Origin of the sequence: Streptomyces sp. NPDC020898, from assembly GCF_044333925.1 — a bacterium.
Taxonomy (GTDB): domain Bacteria; phylum Actinomycetota; class Actinomycetes; order Streptomycetales; family Streptomycetaceae; genus Streptomyces.
In genome coordinates this window covers 73,751-89,076 of sequence record NZ_JBIRRV010000024.1, presented here as the reverse complement: position 1 = coordinate 89,076, position 15,326 = coordinate 73,751, and the positions used below count along the sequence as shown (strand labels likewise).

Genomic DNA, 15,326 nt, shown 5'->3' with positions numbered 1-15,326 from the left:
GCACGGTGGTCGGGCCGATGATCTAGGCGGCGCATCGGGACCGGGTGGGGGCGTACGTCGAACTGGGGCGGAAGGAGGGCGCGGTGGTCGTGGCGGAGAGTGAACGGCCGCCGTACGACCGGGGGGTCTACGTCGTCCCGACGCTGCTGGCCGACTGCACGAACGACATGCGGGTGGCGAGGGAGGAGATCTTCGGGCCGGTGGTGACGTCATCCACTTCGAGGACGAGGAGGAGGGCATGGCGCTGGCGAACGACAGCGACTACGGCCTCATCGACTACGTCTGGTCCGGGGATGTGGCGTGTGCGTTTCGTGTCACGCGGCGGTTGCGGGCAGGGGGAGCGGGCGTGAATACCGTCGGGCGGAACGTGGAGGCGCCTTTCGGGGGCAAGCGGGGCCGTCCAGGGCGAGAAACACCTCTGCTTATCGATATGCGTCCCCACTCAGCCTGGCTTTCGTGAATCGCAGGGGGTGGTGGAGTGGCTCCGCATCCCCCACGGCGACCCCGACGACCAGAGCCTCGATCGCCAGCAAAATCTGCCGGGTAGGGAACTCTGGGAAGTACGAGTCGTGAACAGTGATGGAGAGTATGTCGTTGCCGGCACTCCGGAGAGCGAACGACAGGAATCGGCTTCCGCCTTGATACGCGTATTCGCGCGATTCGATGTTCGTCTGTTTCGTGAGGTCGCGAATCTCGTCCGTGGCCCCGCGGTGGGTCTCCACCTCCGTGGAATTTCTCGTGTCGTTGAATGACAAGTCGAAAGCTCTCTTACACTCTCTGCCTTCGTCGAGATCTGTGATCACCGACTGAAGAGCCTGCTCGTCGTAGGAGCTGGATCTGTAACCCTTGAGGCTCGCTTTCCAGGCGTCAACAACTACTGCCTCGAATGGCATATCGAGCGATTCCAGCAGCCCGGGGGCAAATTGCACGAGCTCTCCGACGAACGAACGTTCTTCCTGGTTCAAACGATTGGAGGCCGGCAACAGAAAGGAGGTCTTGCTTCGCCCGATGAGTGCGCCAGTAACCACGGAGACGGCGGCCAGGTAGATAGCGGACGTACTTGTCGAATACTTCTTTGAGATGACGGAAACGGCAGCCCTCAGTGCGCAGGAATCCATTACCTCTGACCGGCCGCCGTCGTGCGGAAGCTTCTCCAGAACTGACTTCCAGTGTTCGAGGGAGCGGGCGCTCTTTTCTTGCCACTTCGTCGATCGCTCCAGCTGCGCTCGGTCCACCGGCTGCAGGCGAGGCACCGATGGTCGATCGTGCTCACCGAAAAAATAGCTATCGAGCGCCCCTCCCAGTGCTTTGAAACCTTGGCCGTCGACTGCGAGGTGAGAAACGAGACAAATAAGGTGTGTGGGAACGTCGGCGCGAGTCGCTATGGCGAACAGGGCCCCAAACTCGGTGGTAATGTCAAAGCGTTCCCACTTGAGGCGATGTATTGCATTTTGAATGTCAGTTTCGGCGGGCTCCCCGGTCGGAATTTTGAGGATCTCCGCTGATCCGACTTTTTCAACCTTTTGGTAGGGATCCCCGTCGGCACCTACCGGAAAAACCGTCCGCAGGGACTCGAACTCCTCGAATGCCCATTTGGCGGCGTTGCCGACCTCTTCGATACTTTTCCCTGGTGGCACGGATTGGGTATGCACGTACGACCGGTACTTGAGGCGAGAGCCTCGCCAAGTCCGCCGCTGGGCCCAGGTGAGAGGGGCGATCGCCCTGCGCTTGCCCTCGAAGCGGATCGTCACTTTTTCCATTTTCTCCCCGTCTCCTTCTCCTGGCCCGCCGACAACGTGTAGGCATTTTCTTGAGCTTTGTAGAGGGTGGCGTAGTGAAGCCCGGCAGACATCAGCTCTTCGTGATTTCCGTTCTCCAGGACCTTGCCGTCCTTGAGAACGACGATCTGGTCCACCATCCGCAGCGTGGAAAACCGATGTGAGATGAACACGCTGATGCCGCCTCTGCGTCTGCCGGCTTCAGCGGCTCGTTGAGCGATCCGCTCGAACAGATCATGCTCTGCTTGCGGGTCGAGAGCGGCAGTCGGCTCGTCAAGAACGGCCAGGAGCGGTTCCTCCCGCATCAGGGAACGGGCGAGGGCGAGTTTCTGCCACTGCCCGTGTGAGAGCTCGGTCCCTGCATGCGACGTGCCCAGCAGTGTGTCCAGTCCGTGCGGCAGCACGTCGATGACGCCGGCGGCACCTGCCCCGTCGACAGCCCGGCGTACGGCCGTCTCGTCGTCCTTGCGCGCCATGTCGCCGATGCCCACCACCTGGCCTGCGGGAAGGTGGAATTTGGAGAAGTCCTGGAACACGGCCGCGTTCCGCGCATACCACTGCGTGGGGTTCATGGCCGATGTCGGTATCCCGTCAAGAACGATCTCACCCTGCGCGGGACGGTACATACCGAGGAGCAGTTTGATCAGAGTGCTCTTCCCGGCGCCGTTGAGCCCCACAATGCCGACCGTTGATCCCGGTGGGACGGACAGGTTGATCCGCGACAGAACCTCGCGGTCGTGATGGGGATATGTGAACGACACGTCCTTCAGCAGAAGTCCCTGACCGATACGGGCCGGAGCGGGTTCCTGGCCCACGGGACGGCTCTTTGCGTAGTCCCGCAACCAGAGGTACTCGACGGCGACCCGCCGGACCTCGCCGATCTCTCCGACGCCGCCCACAGCGTCCGAGACCTGCGTGCGCAGCCGGACGGACAGGGTGATGACCAGTACGAGGTCTCCCAGACCCGCATGACCCCCTTGGACCAGCCGCGCGACGACGGCCAGCGTGCCAATGAGGCCCGCGGCATAACACGCCCAGCCGGCGACGTGCCACAGGGCAGCGTTGAACCGGGCCGTGCGCTCCACCACTCTGCTCTCCTTCCACCGCTGATCGGCGAGATCGGAGAGATAGGCGCCACTGCCCGAGATCCATATCTCCTTGGCCGAATCGGGAGAGACGCACAGCGAGTGGAGTTGCCGCTCATGCCGCATGGTCTCGGCCACCTGGTCCTCCGCGGCCGCCACGATGCGCTGTCCCCGTTTGCCGAACCAGATCGGCGGCGCGGCGAGTACCGCCAGCCCTATGACAACCGGGTTGATGGACGCGAGGAGGACCATCGACAGCAGAAGGCTCAGCGCGGCGGCGGCCGCGTCGGCGATCGTCCAGCAGGACTGGGCGAGTTTCCTGATGCCCCGTTGCAGGACTGCGATGCGATTGAGGCTCTCTGGATCCTCCAGGTGGGTAATCGTGGGAATGGCGGCCGTTGTCCGGAGCGTCTCGTCGGTGAGCAGCATCGCCACTCGGTCCGCCAGGTCGCCTTGCAGATGGGTCTGAATGCGTTGGCACGCCCCCCGGACGACGTGTCCGGCCACGCCGACGCCGACCGCGGCGATGACCCCGAGGGCGATTCCGCCCCGGCTGGACTCCACGATCCAGCGCTGACTCAACGCGATGGCGCTGATGGACAGCGCAAAGGCCACAGTGAGGACCACGATCAGCCGGGCAACTCTGGGGTCGGTGCGAACGGCAAGCCGAAGTACGTGGCGAAGGACGGTGAGGATCCGCGAGAAGGACGCCTCACCGCCATTGCCGTGGGTCGGCCCTGCTTTCGTGAACGGTTTCATGAGTTCGCCTCCATCGCCTGGAAGCGCGAAGCCTGCAACGTGAACAGTCGCGCGTATTCGCCGCCCGCGGCCATCAGCTCCGAGTGGTTGCCCTCTTCGGCAAGCCGGCCGTCCCTGAGGAGCAGGATGCGATCGGCGTTGCGGATCGTCGACATTCGGTGCGAGATGAGAATGACGGTGGCTGACGCCACACTCCGCACGACGTGCTCATAGAAGCCGGCCTCTGCCTGGGGATCCAGGTGAGCGGTCGGCTCGTCGAGGATCAGGCAGGTGCGATCGTGGTCGAGCGCGTACAAGGACCGGGCGATGGCGAGTTGTTGCCACTGGCCGCCGGACAGGCCGGTCGCCGATGCGCCGGCCGACCACAGAGAGGTGCTCATTCCGGCGGGCAGCCGGCTGAGGATCTCCCCGGCGCCGGCGCGCCGCATCGCGTCGGCCAACTGCGCTTCGTCGTCGCCGCCTTCGGGTGCCGACAGCCTCACATTGTCCGCGACGGACAGGGGATAGCGGACGAAGTCCTGGAAGACCACGGTCAGTCTGCGCCGCCAGTCGTCGGGGCGTACCCGTGCGAGATCCTGGCCATCGAGCAGGATCCGGCCGGCGGACGGCCGGTACAGCCCGGCGAGCAGCTTGATCAGTGTGGTCTTGCCGACTCCGTTGCTTCCGACGATGGCCGTCACCTCTCCGGGCCGCACGTCGAGCGTCAGACCGTCGAGTACCTTGCGCGGGGAGCCCGGGTAGCAGAAGGTGACCTCCTCGAAACGGATGGCAGGTCGTGCGGCAGCCGGGGTTGGCTGCCCCGTCCGGGCGGATGACCACTCCTCGGATCGCCGGCGCAGCCGGGACGCGGCCTCGAATCCGCGCAGCCCGATCTCGATGTCGTAGGCCTCACGTCCGATGAAGCTCATGCTGAGAACGGCCCACATCGACACCAGACACGTCGTCAGTGTGGCTATGGAGATCCTGCCGTCCAGTGCGGCAAGACCGGGCACCAGCATGCCGGCCAGCACGGATCCACCGACCAGGATCAGCGTCCAGTGCTGCCGGGCGAGTACGCCACGCAGCACAGCCAGATAGGTGTTGATCCACTGCTGAGTCTCCCGGTATCGCAGCTGCGCGAAGTGCGGGGCCAGCCCGTAGAGCCTCACCTCCTTCGCGTCGGTACCTTCGCTGAGGACCGACGACCAGTAGCGCGTACGTCGTTCGAGCGGGGCGGCGTCGTCCTGCGCACGAGCCAGGTAGAGCCACTGTCGGCGTAGCAGGGTGCGCGTGAGCAGGGCGGTGACCAGTACGGTGGCGGCCAGCGCCCACGAGAACGCGACCGCCATGACGGCGGCGGCGACCACAGCACTGAGCAGTCGGCCGGCCAGGCTCAGTTGTGCCGTGGCCGCTGTCCCCGGGGAACGTTCCCGTTCCTGGTTCGCCGGTCCGATGTCCGAGGCACGCACGATGTCTGCCTGCAGCGCGGAGTCCTCCAGATGAGCGATGGTGTCGGGTGACATCGTGAGGCGCCGGATGTTTGAGCGCAGCCACCCGTCCAGGCGTTGGGCGATGTCGACCTCAAGCACGCCTTTCGCCGCCTCCAGGACGTGCCCCAGCAGGAGAACTCCGCCGAGGCCCACCAGCAGCACCGTGGCCGAACCACCCGACGCCGTCCGCGGGTCGGTCAGCCTCGCCGAGATGGCCGATGTCAGGTGTCCTGCGAGCAGTGCGTTCGCTCCGGGCAACAACGAGTTGACGAGGACGACAACGACGAGAGACGGAAGGGCAATCGGACCGCCGTGCCTCAGGAACAGCAGTAACTCGCACCTGGAGCGCCAGGCCGTTCGGGCACATGGCCGAGCACCGTTTTTCACGCCTGCGTCTCCCCTTGGTCGGCCGACATCGAACGGTGTGCGCAGCATCTCGCCACCTGTGGTGTCCTCACGTGGTGCTGACCGCGATGGTCGGGCGACGAGCACGGTCGCACCGACCTCGTCCGAGTGCTTGTCGATGTCTCGGAAATGCCTGAATTAGCAGTGCTGAAGAGGGATGAATCGGCTCGGCCTCGCGAGCGATGACCAAACGTAGCCCTGGGTCCACGGCACGACAAGGCGTCGGCGACCCTCTATAGGAAATGTTTGCATCCCTTAAGAAAACCCTTACCTTTACATCGAAGATCACCTGAGGGACGGCATTGACACGACAGATCGCCCAGCCCACGATGGACACGTTTCATCTTCCGTTCGCTCTGGGCAACAGGCCGGTGAACAGGGCGAGTTGAACCGCTGATGTCGGCCGCAGACGTGTAGTCCGGCATGCTGTCGGGTAAATCGCGAGTGCGGCAAACGCATTCACTCGACAAGGTTTGCCAGTTTTTTGCAATGCTAATTTTTGAAAGCTTCCGACGCGCGGAACCTTTCTATTCCCGCGCTTGAGTCGGCGCGTACGTCGACAGTTGACCGCTGCGCCGAAAACTGGCCCCGGCATATGCATGCACGAATAGTCTGACGGGATTGGATTCATGGAAGACGACAGTACGGCTCGCGTCGTGGCACTGGTGTGCCAGGTGAGCGAGTCCGCCGCGGACCCGGATGCCATCGGGCTCGACGACGAGCTGCGCGACCTGGGTATCACCTCGTTACTCCTGATCCAGCTGATCACCCAGCTGGAGGAAGAGTTTGACCTGGAGCTCACCGAGGGCGACCTCCTGCCTTCGAACTTCCACACTGTCAGCGCAACTGTGCGACTGGTCGAGGCCCGCCGGAACGGCTCCAGCGAATGCCTCGCGCCTCGGCAGTCGGCCGCGGCGGCGGCCGAGCCCACTGCGAACCCACTGCCGCGTGTGAGCACACTGTCGCGGTGGTCGGATCTCCCGGTCGAGGCGCAACTGCTGCTCAGCACAGCGCGGTTGGACATGGCACCGGACCACGTGGACCTCGCCACGGCGATCCTGCACGACCGCCGACTGGACTGGGGCGCGTTCCTGGACCTGGCCACCCGCAATCGCGTGCTCGCGGTCGTGGCGCGCAACTTCGACCGCAAGCATCTGGGACCACTCGGGACGGTGCGGCGGTCCACTCTGCGTGCCGCCTACCTGTACAACCGCGGGCGCCATCAGGCGACTCTCGCGGAGTGGCGGTCCGTCTTCGCGTTGCTGCGCGAGCGCGGTATCAGCGCGGTGGCGCGGAAGGGGGCGTACCTGGCCAACCACGTGTACCCGGACCCCGCACTCCGGTACATGGAGGACCTGGACCTCTATGTCACCGACGAGGAGCTGCCGGCACTCGTCGAGGCACTCAGTGACCTCGGCTACCAGCAGGGCAGTGACTCCCCGGACCGGCGCCACGTGGTGCCCCTTCAGCGAGAGACGGCGGTGTTCTGGCAGCTCAACGTAGCCGCACTGCCTCCCTTCCTGAGGCCGACCAGCGATCCGTACATCGATGTGTTCTCGATCGACGTACGGCGAGACCTGATGGAACCCGCGAGTGGCAAGAGCGTTCCCGCCAAAGCCTTCCTGGCCAGGGCGCACACCACACAGATCGGCGGCGAGGACGTCCTCGTTCCCGGCAACGAGGACATGCTGCTCGACATCGCCGTGCACCTGCACCGGGAAGCGACGACGCTCAGCTCCATTCACGCCGGCAAGGACCTGGTCCTGCTCCGGTTCCTGGACGTGGCGCTGTGGGTGCGGCACACCGCCGACGTCCTGGACTGGGACGTGCTGGAGCGGGCGATCGACGAACACGGCTTGGCGGGGGAACTGTACTTCGCTCTGCACTGCACTGATGAGGTGTTCCCCGGCGTGATCGACACCGCGGCCCTCGCTCGCTTCCGCCCCGCCGACCTGGACTACCTCGACGCCTACGGCGCGCTCGACGGACAGCCGGCGCGCTGGGACGACGAGTTCCTCTCCCGTCTCGCCGACCGCCACCGTTCTGCGCGGGTGCTGGGGAGGTCCGCTCTGCCTCGGCCGCGGGTGCAGTGGACCGACGACCACGGGGGACGGTGAACGGACCATGGAGAGCGGAACACCACTGGTGGCCGACCGGTTCTTCGAGGCGGCGGCGGAGTGGCCCGACGTGACGTGCGTGTCGCAGGTGGACCACGAAGGGCGCGTGGTGCGCCGGGTGACCTACGGCGAGCTGGCGAGATCCGTCCGGAGGCGGGCCGGTGAACTGCGCGATGCGGGGATCGGCCCCGGTGCGTGCGTCGGTGTGCCGGTGCGCAACGACACCGACAGCGTCGTAGACCTCCTCGCGGTCGCCTCGGCCGGCGCCGCAGCCGTTGTGGTGGACGCGAACGAGCCGGTACTGCGTCGCAACGAGCAGCTCGACGAGTTCTGCACGCATGTGCTTCACGACCGTCGCGCGCACGTGCATCAACCACAGACACATCTGACGGACGACGACTTCGGGCGTACCGCGCTCGCGGTGTTCACCACCGGGTCAACGGCGGCTTCCCGCGCTGTGGCCCAGAGCCACAGCGCTGTCACGGCCAATGTGCTGGCCACTGCGGCGCACCACCGGATGGCGCCCGGGGAGGTCATGGCCTGCGCGCTGCCGATCTCGCACGTCAACGGTCTGCACTTCGGTCTGCTGGCGCCCCTCTACACCGGTGGGTCCTGTCTGCTGTTCGAGAAGTTCGAACCACTGACCTATCTCGGGGTACTGCGCCGAGAACGGGCCACCCGTGCCACGACTGTGCCGAGCCTGCTCCAGGCGTTGCTGGGGCGTAAAAGGTGGCCCGAGCTACCGGACCTGCGCTATTTCGTCAGCGCCGCCGCCGCGCTTCCCCGACAGACCGCATCCGCGGTGGTCGAGCGCTCCGGCCGGCCTGTGGTACAGGGCTATGGGCTGTCGGAGTGTATGAACTTCGCCACGACCCTGCCCGTGGACCTCCCGGAGGACGTGTACCACAAGTGGTTCCTGGCTGCGGACGTGCTGCCCGTGGGCCACGCCGTCGCGGGCTGCGAGGTATCGGTGCGCACGACCGAGGGGACCGATGCGCCGCTGGGTGCCGTGGGCGAGGTGTGCGTGCGCGGCGCGTCACTGATGACCGGCTACCTGGGCGCCCCGGAGGCGACCGGCCAGGCGCTGCGCGACGGCTGGCTGCACACCGGCGACCTCGGACGGCTGGACGCGGGGCCGGACGGGTCCCCGCCATGGCTCACACTGCTCGGCCGCAAGAAGAACATCGCCAAGTGCGGTGGCCTCGCGGTCTCCCTCGAGGAGATCGACCGCTGGCTCCTGACCCTGCCCGGCGTGCTGGAGGCATGCTGTGTCAGCAGACCGGACCCGCAGCGCGGCGAGGCGGTCACCGCGTTCTACGTGCCCAGCGCCGACGCGCCCGGCCACGACGAGATATCCCGGCACGTCGAGCGGTTGTTCAGCGCCGCCGCCCTGGGCCTGCGCCCGACTGCCGTGACCGCGCTGCCCAAGCTGCGGTCGGGGAAGTGCGACCGCCGCGCACTGTCCGCCGAGGCGGCTGCCCACCACGACGTGAACCAGCAGGGGACGGAGCAGAGTCGATGATCCGGATGAAGATGGTGCCCGACAACGAGGACGAATTCGTCAGCGTTCACAGCCACTCCGATTCACTGGCCAACCGGCTGACCCCAGTGGTGCAGCTGCCGGGGGACGTGGCACTGGCCGTGGTGTCCCACCTCGCCAACATGGTCCGCGACGCTCATGCGGACGAGGCCGCGAACCCGACCCCGCAGGGGGAGATCAAGCGGGCACAGCAGTTCGAGGAAGGCGACGTCTACATGCTGGAGGCTCCGTTCGAGGGCTTCTTCGCAGACCGGTACCTCATGGACTTCTACGACGTTCGCAGCCGTGACATCTGCTCTCGCATGCACCTGCACACCGGCCTGCGCTTCGTGCGGATGATGACCGGGCCTGGGACCAGCATCCGGGTGTCGAGTCTGACCGAGCCCGTCGTGACGCCGTCCATCGGGTGGTGCGGGCCGGAACTGCACGCGTTCACCGACCGGATACCCGGCGACGACGGCTCGCCGGTGACCCGTCACAACGTGATCGTGCCGGAGAACTCCTGGGTCGACATGCAGATTCCCCGCGGCGTCTCACACCAGTTCAACGCGGACGGGCCGCACGCGGTGATCGACTCGGTGCACCCGGAGGAGTCGCTGGAGACACTGCGGGAGGAGATGTCCGGCTACCGGATGATGGCGCAGACGATCTTCCTGGCCGAACACAAGAGTCCTGGAGCCACCTGCCTCCAGGACGACGAACGGTGACCGAGGCCGAGCGGTGGAAGGCCCTGGCCCAGGGCGGGCGGCTGACCAGCACCCTGCGTGCGGAGGACCGCGTCACCCGTTTCCGTCCGGACATCGAATACGAGGTCAAGCTCGATGCCCCAGACCACTGCGGGGACGACCCCGGCGAGTTGCTGAACCTGGTGTGCCGAGACATCGGCGACGGTCACCTCCTGCTGGATGCCTGCGGTACGCGGGCGCAGATGAGCCCGCGTTACCTCCTCGACGGCACTACGGAGTTGTCCCTGTTCCGGTACGAAGGCGAGGACTTACTGAAGATCAAGAACCACGAGGTGCTGGACTTGGCCGGCTGCCCGGTGATGCGTTCCTTCGAGGCGTTCCGGTACGGACGGCGGGACATCGACGCCGAGCTGGCCCGCCGCGACGCCCGTCCCATCGGCGGTCTCCACAAGCTGCGGGCCAAGAACTTCCTGCTCGACCTCGCCGAGACCGCTGTGTACTCGATCGCCGCCACCGTGTGCGTGAACACGTCCGGCGACGTCCAGCGTCAGGTCGAGATCGAGTACTTCGGCACGGTGCGGCCCGACGCGCTGCCGGCCGACGAGGGCGACTGCGTCTCCAGCCTTGTCGCTGTGGCACAGGCGGTCCGGCTCCGATCGGCGATCACGCTGACACCTACGTCGGCCCGCAAATTCGATCTGGTGCGGGTGGCGGCCGAGGGCCGGCACCCGCGGGAAAGAGGGTGATCACATGCTGAGCTCGGCGTTCTTCTCCGGCCCCCACGGAGGCGGCAAGACCACGCTCATCGACCGGTTGCTGGACACGTCCGACCGCTACCGTCCACCGGCGTTCGAGATCGACTTCCTGTCGGAGTTCCGCAGCTTCCCCGCCCTGGAGGACTGGGAGCGCTGCCTGCTGCGGCTGTACCACCGGATGTACATCGCCCAGAGCAACACCGAACCGTCCGAGCCCGGTACGTGCACGTTGGTGAGCCGCGGCGTGCGTGATTCGGAGGCGTACATCCGTGCCTACGGCAAGCTTGGCATCATCCCGGCCGAGAAGGTGAGAATTCTTGAGCACGTCCTGGCCGGTTACCGGCAGCCGTGCCCCACGGTGCTGCTGAACCCACCGCTGGAGGTCGTCCGGGAGCGGCTCGGCGGGCGACGCAAGGCCAAAGTGCGCGCCCAGCGCGACGCCGTGTTCTCCTTCGAGGACACCGACGACTTCCTCGTCGCCCTGTGGGAGGCGTTCGAGGACATGTCTTCGCGTGAGGACGTGCTGCTGCTGCGGGACAACGAAGCGGAGGACATCGCCCGCGTCAGGCAATGGCTCGCCGGGACCGCGTCATGACGGACGTCGTCAACCCGGAGCGCTGGGACAGGCTCACGTCCCGTTGGTACTCGCGCAGGCCGATCCATCGCTACATCCACCGGGACAAGGTCGAACGCCTGCTGCGGGTGCTGGAACCCGGCGACACCGTGCTGGACGTCGGCCGGGGCGGCTCCGTCGACGGCGTGCTGGGTGTGATGGCGGCGGCACGGGGCCACGACGTACTCATCTGCGTGCCGCACGAGGAGCAGGCACGGGTGGTGCGGCGTTTCGCCGCCGAGAACGGCGTGGCGGTGCACGTCTCCGTGACGCCGATCCAAGAACTCGATCAGTTGCTCACGCGGTACGACAAGGTCTTCGCGCTCCACATTCTGGAACACGTGGACGACTTCGGGGCCGCTCTTGCCGCACTGCGGCGCCGGACCGCCGGTCAACTCGTCGTCGGCCTGCCCACCTGCCTGAATCCGGCGGTGTGGTGCCGACTCGGCGGTGGCGATCCCTACGCGTTCGGCGCCGGCTCCGTACGGTCACTGCTGCGCGGTGCCTTGAGGGTGGCCCTCGCCCGTGTCCAGGGGTACCCGGGTGTGGACGAGAACGTCGTGGAGATGAGCGTGCCCTTGCGCCATCGCTGGTTGTTCCCCCGCCGTATGCGCACAACGCTCAGCGACGCCGGTTTCCGGGTTGACGCGTTCCGCCCGGACGGCGTCGTGCTGCCGTGGTTCGACCGACTCATCCCGCTCAGCCGCAGGCTCGACGCACTGGCGTTCCTGCCCCTCCTGCGAGACCTCGGTTTCGGCAGTCACGCCGTACTGACCCCCGTACCGTGAAAGGAGCCCATGGTGAATTGGAGTACGTTCGTCCGCTCCCTGGAGACCGACATCGATTGGCAGGGTGACTGGCTCTCCGGGCCTGCTCTCGAACTGGAAGCACTGCTGCGCGAAGTGCAGGTCACGTCGACGGCGATCACGGAGTGCGTTGATCACCTGCTTCAGGACGATGCCGCCTTCAACACGTTCGTGGACTACAGCCAGTACCCGCGGGTTCTCATGGACAAGTTCACGGTGCATGTGGACCAGGAGGACCGATTCCGGGTCCGGCTGCACCGGTTCTGGCCACGCAACATGACCGGGGGCGTGGTGGAGAAGGTCCACTACCACAAGTGGCACATGAGCACGGTCATCCTGTCGGGCTCCTACGTCGAGCGACGATTCGTGGTCGAGGGCCTGGACGAAGAGCGCAAGCACGCCAAGGTGGTGGAGACCTCCGCCGCGGAGCTGCGGGAGGGGATGAGCAACTCACTGCCCTATCGACAGCCGCACCAAGTGGTCAACGAGAGCTTCGAGGTGCCCTGCCTGACGCTCTTCGTGCGCGGGCCGTCCTTGCAGCCGAACGCGCGAATCTTCAACACCGAGGACGAGACGTTCTACGACACGTTCAGCCCTCGAAAGCAGTACCGGGACGCGCTGCGTTCACTGCGCGGTCTGGACGGCTACTTCCACCCGCTGTTCCCGAAATCGGTCGGCTGAGCCTCAGTTGTGCAGGCCCGTGAACACCACGTCGCCAAGCCTTGTGCCATCGGTCAGGATCGCGCAGCTCACCGCGACCCTGAACCGACCGTCCAACGCGTTCCACACCGCCTTGGGCAACTCACCCACCGGGTCCGCCACGGACAGCCAGCGTGGCGTGCCGTCGGTGCTGACGTTCTGGGCACCGCCCCGGTAGGTGTTGACCGTCAGCACCCAGCCGGGCGGTACGTCGTCTGCGGACACGCACACGCGGTCGGACTCGTCCACCGAAGCCGGGCAGGACCGCGCGCCACCGACGGCGACAGCCATGGCATCGCCTCGCAGCGACGCGACACCCGCGATGCGGGGCGTTCGGATGGGTGCGTCGGGTTCGAAATCGTGCTCGGCGAGGGCGGCCGGGAAGTCACGCGTAGTACGCACAGCAGCGGCGATGTCACTGACGTGCGTGCCGTTGCCCACGGTCACGATGCCAGGGCCGACCTCGTAGGCAGCGTAGTGACGGAGCGGGTCATCGGCCGAACCGGTGGTGTCGTGGACGAGAACCTGCCCGTCGGAAGGCCGGGAGAGGCGACGCTCCTGCGAGGCGGGACTGCGCCCGGTGAGCCAGTAGAGCGCGAAGGGCTGTCCGCCCGAATCCCGCCCCAGGGCAAGCCCGCGACCGGGGTACTCAACAGCAGCCAGCGACTCGACCAGTTCCGCAACACGCGATGACATGGCCGCCAGCCTATCCCGGCCACCTCGGTGCCCGGACCACCAGGCGTCGTCCGCCGGGACGGAAGACGGACCCCGGCGAACAAGGCCTGGAGGTCCCGTCGCGTCAGTCCTTGCAGTCAGGAGCGACCTGCTCCACCAGCCGCAGCAGCGCCGACCAGGCGAGTTCGTACGCCCTGTCGTCCTGGAGGTCCGAGCTGTCGTCCTCGCCCGTGAGCCGGCGGGCGGGGAGTTCGCAGATGTCGGCGGCGGGGATGACGAGCCGGGTGCCCGCAGCCGCGGTGGCCGTGGTCTGGATCTCGCAGGCCTTGTCCAGGTAGTACATGCGCAGGAACGCCTGCGCCGGGCTCTCGCCCACCGTGAGCAGGCCGTGGTTGCGCAGGATCATCGCGGGGTGACTGCCGAGGTCGGCGACGAGACGCCGCTGCTCGGCGTGGTTGAGGGCGACGCCTTCGTAGTCGGGGCAGCTGAGCCTGCCGTAGAACTCCATGGAGACCTGGTACAAACTGCTGACCGCCGCCCGGTGCCAGGCCGCCACCGACGCCGGCTGGCAGGACGAATACCGCAGATGGCGGCCACCCGTCGAACGCGCCATCGCCTGGCTCGTCGCCAAGGGCAACCGGCGGGTTCCCTACCGAGACGTCATCGCCAACAACCTCGGGCTCCACCACCGCGCCGCCGCCCTCAACCTCCGCCGACTGATCACCTTAGGACTCACCCGGAGCAGCAACACCTGGCACCTCGCCCCGGCCACCGCATAACGAAGAGGGCCGCCCGGCCCGCGGCCGGACAGCCCCTCGACAAGATTTTCAGCAGCCTTCTAGTGTCCTGAGTCCTTGATCCGTCGGCAGTACGCGGCGAGGGATTCGAGGATCTGGTCGGCGCTTTTGGTCCAGACGTAGGGGCGGGGGTTGTTGTTCCAGTCGGCGATCCAGGCGCGGATGTCACGTTCCAGGGCCTGGACGGAGCGATGGACGCCACGGCGGAGTTTCTTGTTCGCCATCTCGGCGAACCACCGTTCGACCATGTTGAGCCAGGACGAGCTGGTGGGTGTGAAGTGCAGCTGGAACCGGGGGTGGGCCAGCATCCACTTCTTGATCGCCTCAGTTTTGTGGGTGGCGTAGTTGTCGCAGATCAGGTGCACGTCCAGCCCGGCAGGGACCTCCCGGTCGATCTTGGCGAGGAACCGCTTGAACTCCGCGGCGCGGTGGCGGCGGTGGAGGGAGCCGATGACCTTCCCACTGGCTATGTCCAGGGCCGCGAACAAGGTGGTGGTGCCCGAGCGCACGTAGTCGTGGCTGGCGCGCTCGGGCACTCCGGGCATCATCGGCAGCACCGGCTGGGACCGGTCCAGAGCCTGGATCTGCGACTTCTCGTCGACGCATAACACCCAGGCCCGCTCGGGCGGGTCGAGGTAGAGCCCGACTACGTCGTGGACCTTGTCCACGAAGAACGGGTCGGTGGACAGCTTGAACGACTCGGCTCGATGCGGCTGCAGACCGAACGCGCGCCAGACCCTGGAGACGGTCGACTGTGAGAGGCCCACCCGGCTCGCCATCGACCGGGTCGACCAGTGCGTGGCGTTCTTCGGCTTCGTCTCCAAGGTGGCCCGGACCAGTTCAGCGACCTGCTCGTCGGTCACCGTGCGCACCCGGCCCGGACGAGGCGCGTCCCCCAGGCCGTCGAGCCGGCCCTGCAGGAAGCGCCGCCGCCACTTGGCCACAGTCTCCGTGGTCACGCCCACCCCGCCGGCCACCGCAGTGGCCGAACGCGGCAGACCGGTCGGCTCCGTCACGGCGCAGGCCAGCACGATCCGCGCTCTCAACGCCAGTGCCTGCGGAGTCGATTGCCCCCGCTCCCAACTGCCGCTCGACATCCGACAACACCAACTCAACCAGTTTCGGCCCAGAACGTCCCATGC

General features: G+C 66.5%; 13 protein-coding genes and 2 pseudogenes. 9 read left to right on the top strand and 6 right to left on the bottom strand.

What is annotated here, in order from left to right; translation table 11 throughout:
- Positions 1 to 44 precede the first annotated feature (44 nt).
- Positions 45 to 460, top strand: a pseudogene (locus ACH4TV_RS42865) (aldehyde dehydrogenase family protein).
- Here the strand turns inward: ACH4TV_RS42865 and ACH4TV_RS42860 are convergent.
- From ACH4TV_RS42860 to ACH4TV_RS42850, 3 genes are read right to left on the bottom strand one after another with little or no spacing between them, the layout of a single operon-like run.
- Positions 423 to 1,760, bottom strand: a complete 1,338-nt coding sequence (locus ACH4TV_RS42860) for a condensation domain-containing protein (protein WP_398406820.1) — start codon at positions 1,758 to 1,760, stop codon at positions 423 to 425. The pseudogene ACH4TV_RS42865 and the gene ACH4TV_RS42860 sit on opposite strands and share 38 nt — an antisense overlap.
- A complete protein-coding gene (locus tag ACH4TV_RS42855; RefSeq protein ID WP_398406819.1) occupies positions 1,748 to 3,622 on the bottom strand; it encodes an ATP-binding cassette domain-containing protein in 1,875 nt (624 codons plus the stop codon). The genes ACH4TV_RS42860 and ACH4TV_RS42855 overlap by 13 nt, the downstream gene beginning before the upstream one ends.
- A complete protein-coding gene (locus tag ACH4TV_RS42850) occupies positions 3,619 to 5,349 on the bottom strand; it encodes an ABC transporter ATP-binding protein (RefSeq protein WP_398406818.1) in 1,731 nt (576 codons plus the stop codon). Before ACH4TV_RS42850 ends, ACH4TV_RS42855 begins: the two co-directional genes overlap by 4 nt.
- Positions 5,350 to 6,125: 776 nt before the next feature.
- Between ACH4TV_RS42850 and ACH4TV_RS42845 the strand changes: the two genes are divergently transcribed.
- The 7 genes from ACH4TV_RS42845 to ACH4TV_RS42815 are packed head-to-tail and all read left to right on the top strand — an operon-like array spanning position 6,126 to position 12,694.
- Entirely contained in the window at positions 6,126 to 7,613 is a 1,488-nt protein-coding gene (locus tag ACH4TV_RS42845) for a nucleotidyltransferase family protein (RefSeq protein WP_398406817.1), read from the top strand.
- A 7-nt stretch (positions 7,614 to 7,620) separates the two neighbouring features.
- Entirely contained in the window at positions 7,621 to 9,135 is a 1,515-nt protein-coding gene (locus ACH4TV_RS42840) for a class I adenylate-forming enzyme family protein (RefSeq protein WP_398406816.1), read from the top strand.
- Positions 9,132 to 9,860: a hypothetical protein gene (locus ACH4TV_RS42835; protein WP_398406815.1), complete on the top strand. Its 729-nt coding sequence runs from the start codon at positions 9,132 to 9,134 to the stop codon at positions 9,858 to 9,860. The genes ACH4TV_RS42840 and ACH4TV_RS42835 overlap by 4 nt, the downstream gene beginning before the upstream one ends.
- Positions 9,857 to 10,585 (top strand): hypothetical protein, encoded by a 729-nt coding sequence (locus ACH4TV_RS42830; protein ID WP_398406814.1) that lies wholly within the window; start codon positions 9,857 to 9,859, stop codon positions 10,583 to 10,585. The genes ACH4TV_RS42835 and ACH4TV_RS42830 overlap by 4 nt, the downstream gene beginning before the upstream one ends.
- 4 nt (positions 10,586 to 10,589) lie before the next feature.
- Complete coding sequence (locus ACH4TV_RS42825) at positions 10,590 to 11,189, top strand: hypothetical protein (protein WP_398406813.1); 600 nt, start codon at positions 10,590 to 10,592, stop codon at positions 11,187 to 11,189.
- Complete coding sequence (locus ACH4TV_RS42820) at positions 11,186 to 11,995, top strand: class I SAM-dependent methyltransferase (protein ID WP_398406812.1); 810 nt, start codon at positions 11,186 to 11,188, stop codon at positions 11,993 to 11,995. The genes ACH4TV_RS42825 and ACH4TV_RS42820 overlap by 4 nt, the downstream gene beginning before the upstream one ends.
- 9 nt (positions 11,996 to 12,004) lie before the next feature.
- The gene (locus ACH4TV_RS42815; RefSeq protein ID WP_398406811.1) at positions 12,005 to 12,694 is read left to right on the top strand and encodes a hypothetical protein; all 690 of its coding nucleotides are present in this window, start codon (positions 12,005 to 12,007) and stop codon (positions 12,692 to 12,694) included.
- A gap of 3 nt (positions 12,695 to 12,697) precedes the next feature.
- Here ACH4TV_RS42815 and ACH4TV_RS42810 read toward each other — a convergent pair whose 3' ends face one another.
- A complete protein-coding gene (locus tag ACH4TV_RS42810; protein ID WP_398406810.1) occupies positions 12,698 to 13,408 on the bottom strand; it encodes an IMP cyclohydrolase in 711 nt (236 codons plus the stop codon).
- A 103-nt stretch (positions 13,409 to 13,511) separates the two neighbouring features.
- Complete coding sequence (locus tag ACH4TV_RS42805) at positions 13,512 to 13,895, bottom strand: class II aldolase/adducin family protein (protein WP_398406809.1); 384 nt, start codon at positions 13,893 to 13,895, stop codon at positions 13,512 to 13,514.
- Positions 13,896 to 13,914: 19 nt separating this feature from the next.
- Here ACH4TV_RS42805 and ACH4TV_RS42800 point away from each other — a divergent pair.
- Positions 13,915 to 14,166 (top strand): annotated as a pseudogene (locus ACH4TV_RS42800) (transposase); the annotation flags it as partial.
- A gap of 59 nt (positions 14,167 to 14,225) precedes the next feature.
- On the opposite strand, the gene ACH4TV_RS42795 reads toward ACH4TV_RS42800, so the two are convergent.
- On the bottom strand, positions 14,226 to 15,281 hold the full coding sequence (locus tag ACH4TV_RS42795) for an IS630 family transposase (RefSeq protein ID WP_398406808.1): 1,056 nt from the start codon (positions 15,279 to 15,281) through the stop codon (positions 14,226 to 14,228).
- Between the last annotated feature and the right edge of the window lie 45 nt (positions 15,282 to 15,326).

Bases quoted from the DNA above. Each gene is read 5' to 3' on its own strand.
- ACH4TV_RS42860 (WP_398406820.1), bottom strand. From the start codon at position 1,760: ATGGAAAAAGTGACGATCCGCTTCGAGGGCAAGCGCAGGGCGATCGCC.
- ACH4TV_RS42855 (WP_398406819.1), bottom strand. From the start codon at position 3,622: ATGAAACCGTTCACGAAAGCAGGGCCGACCCACGGCAATGGCGGTGAG.
- ACH4TV_RS42845 (WP_398406817.1), top strand. From the start codon at position 6,126: ATGGAAGACGACAGTACGGCTCGCGTCGTGGCACTGGTGTGCCAGGTG.
- ACH4TV_RS42840 (WP_398406816.1), top strand. From the start codon at position 7,621: ATGGAGAGCGGAACACCACTGGTGGCCGACCGGTTCTTCGAGGCGGCG.
- ACH4TV_RS42835 (WP_398406815.1), top strand. From the start codon at position 9,132: ATGATCCGGATGAAGATGGTGCCCGACAACGAGGACGAATTCGTCAGC.
- ACH4TV_RS42825 (WP_398406813.1), top strand. From the start codon at position 10,590: ATGCTGAGCTCGGCGTTCTTCTCCGGCCCCCACGGAGGCGGCAAGACC.
- ACH4TV_RS42820 (WP_398406812.1), top strand. From the start codon at position 11,186: ATGACGGACGTCGTCAACCCGGAGCGCTGGGACAGGCTCACGTCCCGT.
- ACH4TV_RS42815 (WP_398406811.1), top strand. From the start codon at position 12,005: ATGGTGAATTGGAGTACGTTCGTCCGCTCCCTGGAGACCGACATCGAT.
- ACH4TV_RS42810 (WP_398406810.1), bottom strand. From the start codon at position 13,408: ATGTCATCGCGTGTTGCGGAACTGGTCGAGTCGCTGGCTGCTGTTGAG.
- ACH4TV_RS42805 (WP_398406809.1), bottom strand. From the start codon at position 13,895: ATGGAGTTCTACGGCAGGCTCAGCTGCCCCGACTACGAAGGCGTCGCC.
- ACH4TV_RS42795 (WP_398406808.1), bottom strand. From the start codon at position 15,281: ATGTCGAGCGGCAGTTGGGAGCGGGGGCAATCGACTCCGCAGGCACTG.